The sequence below is a fragment of the Streptomyces sp. NPDC001070 genome, from assembly GCF_053598835.1.
On sequence record NZ_JBSFLB010000016.1, the window covers coordinates 122,613 to 137,352 of the forward strand.

At 72.3% G+C, this 14,740-nt stretch carries 15 protein-coding genes; 12 read left to right on the top strand and 3 right to left on the bottom strand.

Annotated elements, in window-relative coordinates:
• Positions 1-26 precede the first annotated feature (26 nt).
• The 12 genes from ACWDAS_RS20870 to ACWDAS_RS20925 all read left to right on the top strand — a co-directional run bounded on the left by ACWDAS_RS20870 (position 27) and on the right by ACWDAS_RS20925 (position 11,378).
• Complete coding sequence (locus ACWDAS_RS20870; protein ID WP_450392855.1) at positions 27-395, top strand: NADH-quinone oxidoreductase subunit A; 369 nt, start codon at positions 27-29, stop codon at positions 393-395.
• On the top strand, positions 386-1,003 hold the full coding sequence (locus ACWDAS_RS20875) for an NADH-quinone oxidoreductase subunit B (RefSeq protein ID WP_450392857.1): 618 nt from the start codon (positions 386-388) through the stop codon (positions 1,001-1,003). Before ACWDAS_RS20870 ends, ACWDAS_RS20875 begins: the two co-directional genes overlap by 10 nt.
• Positions 1,000-2,325, top strand: a complete 1,326-nt coding sequence (locus tag ACWDAS_RS20880) for an NADH-quinone oxidoreductase subunit C (protein WP_450392859.1) — start codon at positions 1,000-1,002, stop codon at positions 2,323-2,325. Before ACWDAS_RS20875 ends, ACWDAS_RS20880 begins: the two co-directional genes overlap by 4 nt.
• Positions 2,322-3,284, top strand: coding sequence for an NADH-quinone oxidoreductase subunit NuoH (gene nuoH, locus ACWDAS_RS20885; protein ID WP_450392862.1), 963 nt, complete (start codon positions 2,322-2,324; stop codon positions 3,282-3,284). Before ACWDAS_RS20880 ends, nuoH begins: the two co-directional genes overlap by 4 nt.
• Positions 3,284-3,844 carry a NuoI/complex I 23 kDa subunit family protein gene (locus tag ACWDAS_RS20890; protein ID WP_450392865.1) on the top strand — a complete coding sequence of 187 codons (561 nt, stop codon included), beginning with the start codon at positions 3,284-3,286 and terminating at the stop codon, positions 3,842-3,844. The genes nuoH and ACWDAS_RS20890 overlap by 1 nt, the downstream gene beginning before the upstream one ends.
• The gene (locus ACWDAS_RS20895; RefSeq protein WP_450392867.1) at positions 3,841-4,398 is read left to right on the top strand and encodes an NADH-quinone oxidoreductase subunit J family protein; all 558 of its coding nucleotides are present in this window, start codon (positions 3,841-3,843) and stop codon (positions 4,396-4,398) included. Before ACWDAS_RS20890 ends, ACWDAS_RS20895 begins: the two co-directional genes overlap by 4 nt.
• Entirely contained in the window at positions 4,398-4,778 is a 381-nt protein-coding gene (gene nuoK / locus ACWDAS_RS20900) for an NADH-quinone oxidoreductase subunit NuoK (protein ID WP_450392869.1), read from the top strand. The genes ACWDAS_RS20895 and nuoK overlap by 1 nt, the downstream gene beginning before the upstream one ends.
• Positions 4,775-6,805, top strand: coding sequence for an NADH-quinone oxidoreductase subunit 5 family protein (locus ACWDAS_RS20905; RefSeq protein WP_450392871.1), 2,031 nt, complete (start codon positions 4,775-4,777; stop codon positions 6,803-6,805). Before nuoK ends, ACWDAS_RS20905 begins: the two co-directional genes overlap by 4 nt.
• A gap of 3 nt (positions 6,806-6,808) precedes the next feature.
• Positions 6,809-8,374: a complex I subunit 4 family protein gene (locus ACWDAS_RS20910; RefSeq protein ID WP_450392873.1), complete on the top strand. Its 1,566-nt coding sequence runs from the start codon at positions 6,809-6,811 to the stop codon at positions 8,372-8,374.
• The gene (locus ACWDAS_RS20915; RefSeq protein WP_450392876.1) at positions 8,374-9,876 is read left to right on the top strand and encodes an NADH-quinone oxidoreductase subunit N; all 1,503 of its coding nucleotides are present in this window, start codon (positions 8,374-8,376) and stop codon (positions 9,874-9,876) included. Before ACWDAS_RS20910 ends, ACWDAS_RS20915 begins: the two co-directional genes overlap by 1 nt.
• Before the next feature lie 119 nt (positions 9,877-9,995).
• The gene (htpX, locus tag ACWDAS_RS20920; RefSeq protein ID WP_450392878.1) at positions 9,996-10,856 is read left to right on the top strand and encodes a zinc metalloprotease HtpX; all 861 of its coding nucleotides are present in this window, start codon (positions 9,996-9,998) and stop codon (positions 10,854-10,856) included.
• A gap of 120 nt (positions 10,857-10,976) precedes the next feature.
• Positions 10,977-11,378, top strand: coding sequence for a YccF domain-containing protein (locus tag ACWDAS_RS20925; protein ID WP_450392881.1), 402 nt, complete (start codon positions 10,977-10,979; stop codon positions 11,376-11,378).
• A 40-nt stretch (positions 11,379-11,418) separates the two neighbouring features.
• On the opposite strand, the gene ACWDAS_RS20930 is transcribed toward ACWDAS_RS20925, so the two are convergent.
• From ACWDAS_RS20930 to ACWDAS_RS20940, 3 genes are all read right to left on the bottom strand, one after another.
• Positions 11,419-12,801 (bottom strand): FAD-binding oxidoreductase, encoded by a 1,383-nt coding sequence (locus tag ACWDAS_RS20930; protein ID WP_450392883.1) that lies wholly within the window; start codon positions 12,799-12,801, stop codon positions 11,419-11,421.
• Positions 12,802-12,875: 74 nt separating this feature from the next.
• Positions 12,876-13,328, bottom strand: a complete 453-nt coding sequence (locus tag ACWDAS_RS20935; RefSeq protein ID WP_450392886.1) for a flavodoxin family protein — start codon at positions 13,326-13,328, stop codon at positions 12,876-12,878.
• 1 nt (position 13,329) lies between these two features.
• Positions 13,330-14,652: a radical SAM protein gene (locus tag ACWDAS_RS20940; protein WP_450392889.1), complete on the bottom strand. Its 1,323-nt coding sequence runs from the start codon at positions 14,650-14,652 to the stop codon at positions 13,330-13,332.
• Between the last annotated feature and the right edge of the window lie 88 nt (positions 14,653-14,740).

The window sequence follows — 14,740 nt, forward strand, 5'->3', positions numbered from 1 at the left end:
CGACGAGAAACGAGGGGCGGACGGACGTGGACTACTTCCACGGCTACTCGGTCGTCGGGCTGGTCGCGGTGCTCGGGGTGCTCTTCGTGGCCGTGGCCTTCGGGGCCGGCCGGCTGCTGCGGCCTGTCGTGCCGACGCAGGAGAAGATGCTCACGTACGAGTGCGGCGTCGACCCCGTCGGCGAGGGCTGGGCGCACACCCAGATCCGCTACTACGTCTACTCCTTCCTGTACGTCGTCTTCGCGGTCGACGCGATCTTCCTCTTCCCCTGGGCGACGGTGTTCGCCGCCGAGGGATACGGCGGCACGACGCTGGTGGAGATGTTCGTCTTCCTCGGCTTCCTCGCCGTCGGCCTGCTCTACGCCTGGAAGAAGGGCGTCCTGGAATGGACGTGACCGACGTGACCGATGTGAGCACTCCCGAGTACCTGCCGGAGCCGCGCCGCCTCGGCACCCTCGCGCGCCTGGCGCCCGAGCCGATGAAGGTGGTCCTGAACTGGGGCCGCCGCTACAGCCTGTGGGTCTTCAACTTCGGGCTCGCCTGCTGCGCCATCGAGTTCATCGCGGCGTCCATGGCCCGGCACGACTTCATCCGGCTCGGCGTGATCCCCTTCGCGCCCGGCCCGCGCCAGGCCGACCTCATGGTCGTCTCGGGCACGGTCACCGACAAGATGGCCCCGGCCGTGAAGCGTCTGTACGAGCAGATGCCCGAGCCGAAGTACGTCATCTCCTTCGGCGCCTGCTCCAACTGCGGCGGTCCCTACTGGGACTCCTACTCCGTCACCAAGGGCGTCGACCAGATCATCCCCGTCGACGTCTACGTGCCCGGCTGCCCGCCGCGGCCGGAGGCGCTGCTGCAGGGCATCCTCAAGCTCCAGGAGAAGATCGCCCGCGAGTCGCTCGGCGAGCGCTACGGCGACGGGGGTGCCCCGCGTCCGTCCACCGCCGCGCTGCGCAGCGGCCTTGTCCAGGCCCCGCCGCCGCCCGGGGAGGCCGCGAAGTGAGCACGCCCTTCGACCGGCTCCCGGAGCCGGAGGCCGTCGCCGAGATCTTCGGCGCGGAGGCCACGGCGGAGGAGGCGTACGACCTGCTCACCGTGGACGTCCCCGCCGCCTCGTGGACCGGCGCCCTGGAAGCCGCCCGTGACGTGCTCGGCTGCACCTTCTTCGACTGGCTCAGCGCCGTCGACGAACCCGGCACCGGCTTCCGGATCTGCGCCCACGTCGCCGCCCCCGCGGTCGGCTCCGTGCGGCGCCTGCTGATCCGTACGACCGTCCCGCACGAGGCCCCGGCGCTGCCGACCGCCACCGGCGTCTACGCGGGCGCCGCCTGGCACGAGCGCGAGACGCACGAGATGTTCGGCGTCGACTTCACCGGCCACCCGCACCTGCTGCCGCTGCTGCTGCCGGAGGGCTTCGAGGGGCATCCGCTGCGCAAGGACTTCGTGCTGGCGGCAAGGGTCGCCAAGGCGTGGCCGGGCGCGAAGGAGCCGGGGGAGTCCGATCACGGCGGCCCCAAGCGGCGTCAGATGCTGCCCCCCGGCGTGCCCGACCCCAACGACTGGGGCCCGATGAAGGGTCAGCTCCCGCCCACCCCGGCGCGCCCCGCCCGCACCCCGCGGGCGGCGGGTGCCGCGGGTGCCGCGGACCGCCCCGCCCGGCGCACCCGCAGCGTCACGGAGGGTTCCGCCAGCCAGGCCGCGGCGGCCCCGGCCGCGGCCGGCACCCCGCGCCGCACCCGTTCCGCGAGCGACGGTTCCGCCGGCCGGAGCGGCGGTGCCGCGGCCCCCGAGACCCCTCGCAGGCGCACCCCCGACGCCCCTTGGGACGTCCCCCGCGACACGACCACGACCACGACCACGACCGGCCCGGCGCCGGACGCGGTCCCGCAGGCGGCCGTCGCCCCCGAGGCGACTCCTGCGGCGGAGCCCGCGGAGCCGGCAGCGGCCTCCGCGGCAGCGGCCACCCCGGCCCCGGTTGACGTCTCCCAGGGGTCGTCAGCCGCGGGCGGGCACCCCGACGCGGAGCCGGCGCCCTCCGCGGGGGCCTCAGCGCCCGACGATGCGAGGGCAACCGCGGCGGACAGCGCGAGCGACCGGCCGGCCGCCGAGGGCTCCGGCCCGGCGGCGGACGCCGCCGAAGTCCCCGGCGCCGCCGAGGGCGACCGGCCCCCCGCAGGGGAATCCGCACCCGGCGACGGAGCCGCACCGGCGGGCGGGGCGGAAGACAAACCCGCGGGGCCCACCCCGGGCGGCGACACCGCCGACACCGCCGAGACCACCGACGCCCCCGACCACGACGACACAGAAGGAGGCAGCACACCGTGAGCGACGCCCTCGAAGTGATCCTCCGGCTGCTCGCCGTGCTCGTCGTCTTCCTCGTCCTGCCCCTCGTCGTCGGCCAGACCGAGCACAAGGTCATGGCCCACATGCAGGGCCGCCTCGGACCCATGTACGCCGGCGGCTTCCACGGCTGGGCCCAGCTCGTCGCCGACGGCGTCAAGTTCGCGCAGAAGGAGGACGTGGTCCCGGCCGACGCGGACCGGAAGATCTTCCAACTCGCGCCCGCCGTCGCGCTGCTGCCCTACCTCCTCGTCCTCATCGCGATCCCGGTCGGCCCGAACGGCCTCGTCGGCCAGGACATCGACGCGGGCCTGTTCTTCGTGCTCGCCGTGATGGGCGTCGGAGTGCTCGGCTCACTCATGGCCGGATGGGCCTCCGCCAACAAGTTCTCCCTCCTCGGCGGTCTGCGCACCGCCGCGCAGCTGATGTCGTACGAGCTGCCGATGCTGCTCGCCGCCGCGTCCGTCGCCATGGCGGCGGGCACGCTCTCGCTCCCCGGCATCGTCGACGCGTACGCGTGGTGGTGGACGCCGTGGCAGCTGATCGGCGCCGTCGTCTTCTTCACCGCCGGGCTCGCCGAGCTCCAGCGCCCGCCGTTCGACATGCCCGTCGCGGACTCGGAGATCATCTTCGGTGCCTACACCGAATACACGGGGCTGCGCTTCGCGCTGTTCCTGCTCGCCGAGTACGCGGGCATCGTGGTGCTGTGCGGCCTGACGACCGTCCTGTTCCTCGGCGGCTGGCACGGCCCGTGGTCCGACAGCCTCGGCTGGCTGTGGACGCTGCTCAAGACCGCGGTCCTGGCCTTCGTCGTCATCTGGCTCCGGGTCACGTACCCCCGCCTGCGCGAGGACCAGCTGCAGCGGTTCGCCTGGACCGTCCTCATCCCGCTCGCCCTGGCCCAGATCGCGCTCACCGGCGTGGTGAAGGTGGTGATCTCCTGATGGGCATTCCCGGTTCCGGCCTGGCCAAGGGCCTCGCCGTCACCCTGCGCACGATGACCCGGCGCTCGCACACCGCCCAGTACCCCGAGGTGCAGCCCGAACTGCCGCCGCGCAGCCGCGGCGTCATCGCGCTGTTCGAGGAGAACTGCACGGTCTGCATGCTGTGCGCCCGCGAGTGCCCGGACTGGTGCATCTACATCGACTCCCACAAGGAGACGGTGCCCGCCGCCGTCCCCGGCGGCCGCGAGCGCAGCCGCAACGTGCTGGACCGCTTCGCCATCGACTTCTCGCTCTGCATGTACTGCGGCATCTGCATCGAGGTGTGCCCCTTCGACGCCCTGTTCTGGTCGCCGGAGTTCGAGTACGCGGAGACCGACATCCTCGAGCTCACCCACGAGCGCGACAAGCTGCGCGAGTGGATGTGGACGGTGCCGGCCCCGCCGCCGCTGGATCCCGGGGCCGAGGAGCCCAAGGAACTCGGCGCCGCCCGCAAGGCCGCCGAGAAGGCCGCGGCCGCCGCGGCCGAGGAGCAGGCCGGGCAGCCGGAGGGCGACGCGTGAACCTCGCCGCGGCCCACCCCGGGTTCCTGTCCCCGTCGGGGGTCGAGATCGCCTTCGTCCTCGTCGGCGTCGCCACCCTCGCCGCCGCCGTCGTCAGCGTGACCACCAAGCAGCTGGTGCACGCCGCGCTGTGGCTGGTCGTCGCGCTCGGCGGCGTGGCCGTGGAGTACCTCCTGCTCACCGCCGAGTTCATCGCCTGGGTGCAGGTGCTGATCTACGTCGGCTCCGTCGTCGTCCTCGTACTGTTCGGGCTGATGCTCACCAAGGCGCCCATCGGCCGCTCCCCGGACGCCGATTCGGGCAACCGGATCGCCGCAACGGCCGTCGCGGCCGCCTCCGCGGGCACGCTGGTGTGGGTGGTCGTGGACGCGTTCCGGGCCACCTGGATCGACGTGGACGGCGCCGCGCAGGGCTCCACCAAGGTCACCGGGCAGATCCTCTTCCGGCACTGGGTGCTGCCGTTCGAGGCGCTGTCCGTGCTCCTGCTCGCCGCGCTCGTCGGTGCGATCGTCCTGTCCCGCAAGCAGTCCCGTCAGCAGCCGGGGGAGCGCTGATGCATCTCGTCTATCCCGCCGTCCTCGCCGCCCTCCTCTTCTCCGTCGGCCTGTACGGCGTCCTCGCCCGGCGCAACGCGATCCTCGTCCTGATGTCGGTCGAGCTGATGCTGAACGCGGTCAACCTCAACCTGGTCGCCTTCGACGTCTGGCTCCGCGACACCCTGCACGCCGGGCAGGCGCTGACGCTCTTCGTCATCGTCATCGCCGCCGCCGAGATCGGCATCGGCCTCGCCATCGTCCTGCTCGTGTACCGCAACCGGGGCACCTCGGACGTCGACCGCCTCACCGACCTCGCCGAGCACGACCCCCACGACGACACGCAGGGCGAAGGGGCCGCGCCCTCCGCACCCGAAGAGAAGGCCGAGGCCGCAGCGTGACCCTGACGACCCTCGCCGTCCTCGTCCCCCTCCTCCCCTTCCTCGGCGCCGTCGGCGGTCTGCTGCTCGGCCGGACCGCGCCCGGCTTCGTCCGGCCGCTGGCCGTGCTGCCGACCGCGAGCGCCTTCGTGCTGGCCGCGATCGTCGCCGTACGGCAGGGCAGCGGCCCCGCCACCGACGCCGCGACCCGGCTGACGCCGACCGGCTCGGTGCCCATCGACCTCGCCCTGCACCTCGACGGCTTCTCGGTGCTGATCGCCGTTCTCGTCGGCCTGGTCGCGACCTGCGTGCAGCTGTACTCCACCGGCTACCTGCGCGACGACCCGCGCTACGCCTCCTACTCCGCCCTGGTGTCCCTGTTCACCGCCGCCATGTTCCTGGTCGTCTACACCGGCGACCTGATGGTGCTGCTGGTCGGCTGGGAGATCATGGGCATCTGCTCCTACTTCCTGGTCGGCCACTACTGGGAGACCGAGGTCGCCCGGGCCGCCTCCCTCAAGGCGTTCCTGGTCACCAAACTCGGCGACGTCCCCTTCCTGATCGGCGTCTTCGCGCTCGCCACCGACGCCGGAACGTTCCGGATCAACGGCATCCTCACCGCGGCCACCCACGGCGGCATCGCGCACCCCACGGTCGTCGGCCTGCTGCTGCTCGCCGGCGTCGCGGGCAAGTCCGCGCAGTTCCCGCTGCACACCTGGCTGCCCGACGCGATGGCCGGCCCCACCCCGGTGTCCGCGCTGATCCACGCCGCCACGATGGTCGCGGCCGGCATCTACCTCGTCGCCCGGCTGCTGCCGGTCTTCGAGGCCTCCGCCGTCACCCTCGCGGTGCTCGGCGTGATGGCCGCCGTCACCATGATCGGCTCCGGTCTGGCCGCGCTCGCCCAGGACGACATCAAACGCGTCCTCGCCTACTCGACGATCGGCCAGCTCGGCTACATGGCCGGGGCGCTGGCCGTCGGCGACCGCAGTGCCGCCGTGTTCCACCTCATCTCGCACGGTGCCTTCAAGGCCCTCCTCTTCCTCGCCGCCGGCGTCGTCATCCACGCAGCCGGCACCAACTCGCTGGCCGCCATGTCCCGCATGGGCGACCTCGGCAAGCGCGTCCCGGACGCCATGTGGACGATGGGCATCGCCCTGGCCGCCCTGGCCGCGATTCCCCCCTTCTCCGGCTTCTTCTCCAAGGAGTCCGTGCTGAGGGCGGCCGAGCACGCCTCCGCCGGCCACGCCGAGGGCGTCCCGTCGGCCGTGGGCTGGCTGGTCCTGGTCGCCGCGCTGATCACCGCCGTCCTCACCGCCGCCTACGCCACTCGCCTGTTCCTCCTCGCCTTCCGCGGTCAGGGCGCCACGGCACCCGAGGCGCACGGGAGGGAACCCGCGGTCATGACCGTCGTGCTGTGGGTGCTGGCGATCCCGACCCTCGCCTTCGGAGCGATCTCCCTCGTGCCGAAGGCCTTCGACCTCCCCGCCTGGCTCGACGGCAACGCACTCGCCCCGACCCTGGTGACCTCGATCCTCGGCGTCGGCCTCGCCGTCGTCGGCATCCTCGCGACCTACGGCGCCTGGCAGGCCGCCGCGGCCCGCCGCCGCACGCCGCTCGGGGCCGCCCCCACGGCCTTCGGCGTGGGAGGTGCCCCCATAGCGGGAGCGACCGACGAGGAGCCGGCGCTCACCGAGGCCGCCGCCCTGCAGGCCCACGAACAGGTCTACGGGGACATCGCCGCCGCCCAGGACCCCGCCGACCCCGGTCGCCTGCTGCTCGGCCCGCTCTTCGGCCCCGCCTCGCACGGCTTCCGCCTCGACGCCCTGTACTCTGCGCTCTTCGTCCGCCCCGTGCTCGCCGCGGCGGGCCTCGTCCGCTTCCTCGACCGCGAGGTCGTCGAGACGTACGTCCGCGGCGCGGGCGGACTGCCCCGGCTGCTCGGGGCGATCGTGCGCCGCACCCAGACGGGCAATGTGCAGACCTATATCAGCGTGCTGCTGGCCGGCTCCGTGATCCTCGCCGTCCTCGTCGCCGTCGGAGCGTGAGCCGTGAACGACACCGTCCTCCAGTACGTCCTCGCGGCCGCCGTCGTCCTGCCGCTGCTCGGCGCCGCCGGCGCCCTGCTGCCGCCCCCACCCGGCCTGAGGGGCAAGAACCCCGACCAGGCCGTGCTCCGCCACGGCGTCACCGTCACCGGTGTCGTCCTCGCCCTGAGCATCGTCCTCGCCGCGGGCTTCGACCACGACCACCCCGCCACCATGCAGGCGAGCACCGACATCAGCTGGATCCCGGCGCTCGGCATCCGCATCCACCTCGGCATCGACGGCATCAGTCTCCCCCTCTTCGTCCTGACCGCGCTGCTGACCTTCCTCTGCGCGCTCTACAGCTACTTCAAGATGCCCGCGGGCCCCTCCCCGAAGGCGTTCGTCGCGCTCCTGCTCTTCCTCGAGACGGGCACGCTCGCCACCTTCGCGGTGCTCGACCTGGTGCTCTTCTTCCTCGCCTTCGAGATGGTCCTCATCCCGATGTACTTCCTCATCGCCCGCTGGGGCGGCGAGGGCCGGGAGAGGGCCGCCCTCCGCTTCATCCTCTACACACTGCTCGGCTCCGTGATCATGCTGCTCGGCCTGCTCCTCATCGGGCTGAAGGCGGGCACATTCGACATGGTGGCACTCGCCTCTGACAACGGGTCGTCGCTCAGTCACTCCACGCAACTGATCGCCGTCCTCGCCATCGGCCTAGGCCTCGCCGTCAAGGCCCCGATGTGGCCCCTGCACAGCTGGCTCCCCGACGCCCACACCGCCGCCCCGACCGTCGGCTCGGTGCTCCTTGCGGGCGTGCTACTCAAGATGGGCACCTACGGCTTCGTGCGGATCCTGCTGCCGATCGCCCCCGAGGGCATGCAGTCCTTCGCGCCCTACCTGGCCGCCTTCGCGGTCATCGGCATCGTCTACGGCTCGCTGGCCTGCCTGGCCCTGGCCCGCCGCGGCGCCGGCGGCGACCTCAAGCGCCTCATCGCGTACAGCTCGGTCGGCCACATGGGCTTCGTGCTGCTCGGCATCGCCACCCTGACCACCACCGGCGTCAACGGCGCGCTCTTCGCCAACATCGCCCACGGCCTGATCACCGGACTGCTCTTCTTCCTGGTCGGTGCCCTCAAGGACCGCTACGGCTCCACCGACCTCGACAGCCTCGCCGGGCAGACCGGGGCCGCGTTGTACGGCAAGGCCCCCCGCATGGGCGGCCTGCTCGCGTTCGCAGCCGTCGCCTCCCTCGGCCTGCCCGGACTGGCCGGCTTCTGGGGCGAGATGCTCGCGATGTTCGGCTCGTTCAAGCCCGCCCCGGGCCTCGACCGCGGCGCGTACCTCGCCTTCACCGCGATCGCGGCCTTCGGCACCCTGCTCACCGCCGCGTACCTCCTGGTCGTCGTACGCCGCGTCTGCATGGGCGAGCGCGACACCGTCCACGCCGCGCCGGCGCTCGCCGACGTCCAGGGCTACGAGTTGGCGGCCTGGACCCCGCTGGTCGCCCTGACCGTCCTCGCCGGCCTGTGGCCCGCCGCCCTGCTCGGCCTGACCGACCCGGCCGTGCGCACCCTGCTCGGAGGCAGCTGATGAGCACCCTCGCCACCTCCGTCGTCCAGTCGGTCGACTGGGCCGCGATCGCCCCGCCCGGCATCGTCGCGGCGGCCGCGCTCGTCGTGCTGGTCGCCGACCTCTTCCTGCCCGACGGCCGCAAGCAGCCGCTGGTGGGGATCACCCTCGCCGGCCTCGTCCTGGCCGGGCTGAGCCTGCTGCCGCTCCTCGACGGCGACCGCACCACCTTCTGCCTCGTCGGCAGCCCGGGCGACTGCTCCTACGTCGCCGACCACTTCACGCTCGTCGTGCAGCTGCTCGTGCTGGCCGGAGCGCTGATCGCCGCCCTGCTGTCGGTGCACACCCTCGACGAGCTGCCGGCCGGTGAGTTCTGGTTCCTGCTGCTCTCCTCGGCCTCCGGCGCCGCGCTGCTGCCCGCCTCGCGCGACCTGGCGACCCTCGTGATCGCCCTGGAGGTCACCACCCTCCCGTCGTTCGCACTGGTCGGCCTGCGCCGCGGCGACCGGCTGTCGAGCGAGGCGGCCCTGAAGTTCTTCCTCTCCTCCGTCGCCGCGACCGCCGTCACCCTGCTGGGCGTCAGCTTCGTCTACGCCGCCACCGGCACCCTCCACCTGGAGGCCATGGCCAAGGGACTGCAGGGCGTCGACCCGCGCCTGGGCACGCTCGCCGCCGCCGGCGCCGCCCTCACCGTCGTCGGCTTCGCCTTCAAGCTCGCCGTCGCGCCCTTCCACTTCTGGGTGCCCGACACCTACACCGGCGCCCCGCTCCCGGTCGCCGGCTACCTCTCGGTCGTCGGCAAGACGGCCGGATTCTCCGGCCTCATCCTCGTCACCGTCGTCGCCTTCCGGCCGTACGCGCACGTCTGGGGCCCCGCCGTCGCCGTACTGGCCGCCCTGACCATGACCGTGGGCAACGTCGCCGCCCTGATCCAGCGCCCCGACCGGCCGCGCAGCGCGGTACGCCTGCTGGCCTGGTCCTCCATCGGCCAGGCCGGCTACCTGCTCGTCCCGATCGCCGCCGCCGCGTACGCCGACCCCGACCGGCAGGTCGGCACCACCCTCGCGTACGCGCTGATGTACGGCGCCGTGAACCTCGGCGCCTTCGGGGTCGCCGCGCTCGTCGCCCGCACCGCGCCGCAGAACCGGCTCACCGACTACCGCGGCCTCTACTCCGGCCACCCGCTCGCCGCGCTGGCCATGGCCTTCTTCCTGCTCTGCCTGGCGGGTCTGCCGCCCGGCATCATCGGCCTGTTCGCCAAGGTCGCCGTCTTCTCCTCGGCCGTCGACGCGGGTCTGGGCTGGCTGGCCGCCGTCATGGCCGTCAACGTCGTCATCGCGCTCGTCTACTACCTGCGCTGGACGGCCCTGCTCTTCGCCCGGCCCGGGACGGAGCCTGCGGCCGCAACCGTGCGCCCTCCGCGCCCGCTGAGCGCCGCCATCGCGCTCACCGCGGTCGTCGGGATCGCCCTGTCCGGCGCACCCCAGCTCATCCTCCGCTTCGCCTCCGGCACCCTGCTCTGAGCGCGCGGTGAAACGTGCACAAGGGAACTAACGCCCCTCCGGTGGCGTTGGCCCCTACGGGAGGTTCTCCTTGGACGAGGAGAAAAGGTCCTCCCGATGCACAACTTGGAGGGTGTACCGTGCACCGCCGGCACAACGGCCTGAAGACCGCCGCTCTCCTGGGCGGAATGTCGGCGCTCATCCTGATCATCGGCAGCTTCTTCGGCCGCACGGGATTGATCGTCGCGCTCGTCGTCGCCCTCGGCACCAACGCCTACGCGTACTGGAACAGCGACAAGATCGCGCTGCGTTCCATGCGCGCCCGCCCGGTCAGCGAGTTCGAGGCGCCGGGGCTCTACCGCATGGTCCGCGAGCTCTCCACCGCCGCCCGGCAGCCCATGCCACGGCTCTACATCTCCCCGACCGAGGCCCCCAACGCCTTCGCCACCGGCCGCAATCCGCGCAACGCCGCCGTGTGCTGCACCGAGGGCATCCTGCGCATACTCGACGAGCGGGAGCTGCGCGGCGTCATCGGCCACGAGCTCAGCCACGTCTACAACCGCGACATCCTCATCTCGTCCGTCGCCGGGGCCCTGGCCTCCGTGGTGCTGTTCCTCGTCAACTTCGCCTGGCTGATCCCCATCGGCCGCTCCGACGACGACGAGGGCCCGGGCCTCCTCGGCCTGCTGCTGATGATGATCCTCGGCCCCATCGCCGCCTCCCTCATCCAGCTCGCCGTCAGCCGCTCCCGCGAGTACGAGGCCGACGCCTCCGGCGCCCGCCTCACCGGCGACCCGCTCGCCCTCGCCTCCGCGCTGCGCAAGCTGGACGCGGGCACCAAGCGCGCGCCGCTGCCGCCCGAGCCGCGGCTGGAGACCACCAGCCATCTGATGATCGCCAACCCGTTCCGCCCCGGCGACGCGTCAAAGCTCTTCTCGACCCACCCCCCGATGGGCGAGCGCATCGCCCGCCTGGAGGAGATGGCCGGCTACCGCCGCTGACGTCCCGGGAGGTTCCGGAGGGGCCCCTGAGCGACGAACACGCCGCGCTGGACGAAGGAGCGACGGCCCCGGGAACCGCCCTGACAGGCGGGGGCCCTTGCCGCGTGGGAGGCTGAGGCAATGAAGGCGGTCAACCTCATCCTGAACATCGTGTGGCTGATCATCTGGGGTCTGTGGATGGCCATCGGCTACGCCGTGCTGGGCCTGCTGATGTTCATCTTCATCATCACCATCCCGTGGGGCATCGCGTCCCTGAGGATCGCCAACTACGTGCTGTGGCCCTTCGGCCGCACCACGGTGGAACGTCGCGACGCGGGAGTGGGCTCGCTGCTCGGCAACATCATCTGGCTGATCTTCGCGGGGATCTGGCTCGCCATCGGCCATGTGCTGGCGGGCATCGGCTTCTGCCTGACGATCATCGGCATCCCGTTCGGCATCGCGAACTTCAAGATGGTGCCGATCTCCCTGGTGCCGCTGGGCCGCGAGATCGTCCCCGTCGACGCGCCGTACGCCACCCGCTGAGCCGTCACCCGCCGAGCCGACGCCGGTCCGCCCGGGCGGCTCAGCCCGGTTCGATGTTGTGGTTGAGCCGGAAGACGTTGCCCGGGTCGTACTCGGTCTTCACCCTGGCGAGCCGCCCCAGGTTGTGCGCCCCGAAACCGGAGATCACCCGGCCCTCGCCCTCGTCGCCGATGAAGTTCAGGTAGACCGTGCCCGAGGACCACTGACGCATGTCGGCCCGGATGTCGTGCGCCCACTTCCGGGCGCGCTCGTCGTCCGCCGGGTCCTCCCACAGGCCGAAGGGGTGGACGACCCACGGCGCCTGGCGCCAGGGCACGGGGTAGTCGGCCGGGGCCCGCGCGACGGCGCCGCCCGCGGGGAACAGCACGTGCTGGGAGGGGGAGGGGACGACCATGTCCCGGGCACGGGCGCAGAAACGGTCCACGGCCTCGTCGGGGAAGTCGTCCAGGTACTCCGCCGACCAGTAGTTCCGGTAGCCGGGCGGGTCGTCGAGCATGGACTGCAGATCCGCGTACGGCAGCTCCATGACCAGCCGGCCCTCGGGACCGAGCGCCAGCAGCGGGTCCAGCACCTCGCGCGCCTCGGCCTCGGTGCCGGTGTACGTGACCAGGACCGCGCAGGCGAGCGCGCCCACCAGGTGCTCCGGCACGAACTCCTCCGGCGGCCCGGTCAGGAAGAGCATGCCCCCGCCCACCTCGTCCGGCGCGGACGCCAGCAGGGTGCGGTAGGTGCGCAGCACCTCGGGGCCGGCCTCCGCGGGCCACAGCAGCAGGGCCATGGTGAACGCGGGCAGCGGGTGCAGCCGCAGCGTGAGGGAGGTGACGACGCCGAAGTTGCCGCCGCCGCCGTGCAGTGCCCAGAACAGCTCGGGGTTCTCGTCCTCGGCGGCCCGCACCGAAGTGCCGTCCGCTGTGACCAGCTCGGCCTCCAGCAGGTTGTCGCAGGTCAGCCCGAACTTGCGTTCCAGCCACCCCGATCCGCCCCCGAGGGTGAAGCCGCCCACCCCGGTGGTGGAGACCCGGCCCCCGGTGGTGGCCAGGTCGTACGGCTGCGCCGCCCGGTCCAGGTGGCTCATCGTGGCGCCGCCGCCGACCCGTGCCGTACGAGCCCGCGGGTCGACGACGACGGCGTGCATGCGGCGCAGGTCGACGACGATGCCGCCGTCGGTCAGGGACATGCCCGAGACGCTGTGCCCGCCCCCGCGGACGGCGATCTCCAGCCCTCGCTCACGGCCGAAGCGGATCGCCGAGGCGACGTCGCCGACGGTCTCGCAGAGCGCGATCAGGGACGGACGGCGGTCGATCATCGCGTTGAAGAGCGTGCGGGCCTCGTCGTACGCCGGGTCACCGGGGGCGACGGCCTCGCCCGCGAGGCCGGAGCGCAGAGCGTCCAGGGCCGCGTCGTCCAGGACATGGGGTGCCATCGGGTGCCCCCTCTCTCCACCTCCACGGTAGGACGGGGGTGCGGGCCCGGCACGTCGGCGCCGGCCCCGCGCGGTCAGTCCGCCAGCCCGGCGGCCAGGGCCGCGCCCAGCTCCCAGCAGGCCTCCAGATCCGGCTTGGAGGGCTCACCGGTGACCGTCACGGCGGCCGCCGCCCGCGTCCAGCCGAGCCCGGTCGTGATCGCCTCGATACCGCGGACGGTGCCCGTGACGTCGTTGCCGCCGTGCACGTAGTAGCCGAAGGGACGGCCGCGCGTGGCGTCCAGACACGGGTAGTAGACCTGGTCGAAGAAGTGCTTGAGCGCCCCGGACATGTAGCCCAGGTTCGCCGTCGTGCCCAGCACGTAGCCGTCCGCCGCGAGCACGTCGGAGGCGGTCGCCGCGAGGGCGGGCCGCCGTACGACGTCCACGCCCTCGATCTCGTCGGTGGTCGCCCCGGCGACCACCGCCTCGAACATCGCCTGCAGGTTGGGTGACGGCGTGTGATGCACGATCAGCAGCGTCGGCACCTCAGCTCACACCGACGGGCGCCGACGCGGGCAGGCTGTCCATGAAGGAGCTGACGGAGAAGACCGCGTTGCCGGGGCCGGCCGGGCCGTACCCGGGCGGCGAGGACAGCCCGTACTCCTCCAGCGTCGCGCGGTACACGTCCAGCAGGCGGATGTGGTACTCCAGCGGGGCGCCCTCCGGGTTGGCCTTGCCCAGCGGGGTGGTCGGCTCCGGGCACCAGGTGGTGAAGCGCGGGGTGATGCCCCGCGACATGAAGAAGCGCAGGCCCTCGGCGGTGGAGTCGATCGCCTCGCCGACACTGGTGAAGCCGAAGGGCTCGGCCATCTCCACGCCCGCCACGAAGTTCGGGATCACATTGCGCGGGCCGAAGATCTCGGCGGAGTCCAGGATGCGGCGGTGCCACTCGTCGCGGCCCACGTAGCGCTCCTTGCCGGGGCAGTACAGCTCGAACAGGCGGCGGTCCCACACCTCGTAGTTGGGGTGGTAGATCTGCACGCCGTAGTCCTTGAAGCGCTGCACGTCCTCCTTGGGCAGCGCCTGGGCGACGACCTTGCCGATCCAGCGGCCGGGGAAGCGCTCCTCGATGGCCTTCGCGTAGTGGCCGTAGAAGTCGGCCTCGTCCCGGCCGGCGACCTTGGAGGTGATCGCCCCGCCGGTGAGGGTGTACGCGGTGGAGGTCTTCGCCTCGTCGTACTTGTCGATGATCTCCAGCGCCTCCAGCACCTCCTCGACCGGCTTCACACCCGTGTAGGGGCGGCCGGCCGCCTTGTGCTGGCGCCAGTTGTGGTTGATGTCGCAGTACTGGCACTCCTCCTTGGCGCCGAAGTACTGGCACACGCGGAAGACCGTCAGATAGATCAGGTAGCCCCACTGGATCGTCGGCGCGACCTCCATCACCGACTTCCCGTTCTCCAGGGTGTGCCGGTAGTACGCGGGCATCGGCGGCAGGCCGACGTCCGCGATGCGCACCCCGTCGAGGTAGAGGCCGAGGACACCGCGCCCGCCCGCCCGTACGCGGTAGGGCGAGGACGGGTTGACGCGCACGGAGACGACCGTACGGCGCAGGTCGTAGGGCCCGCCGGTGAGCACGATCTCCTCGGGCGGGCGGTTGAGCGCGGCGGCACCCAGCTCGGGGAGCGTGCGGTGGTCGAAGGAGAAGATGAAGTACGACTTCGGTTTGACGTCGCCGCCCTCGCCGCCGCTGAGCGCGGACTCGTCGAAGGCGATCCCGCCGCGCAGCAGGTCCTCCTTGATGACCGCCTCGCGGGGTACGTGCGGGAAGCGGCTCATCAGGTCCTCGACCAAAGCGGTGCGGCTGTGCATGCCCGGCTCCATCCTCGATACGACTGCCCCGGGTCCACGGCACGACGGCAGGCCCGGGGAGGCCCAACAGGAAGACACTACGCACCTG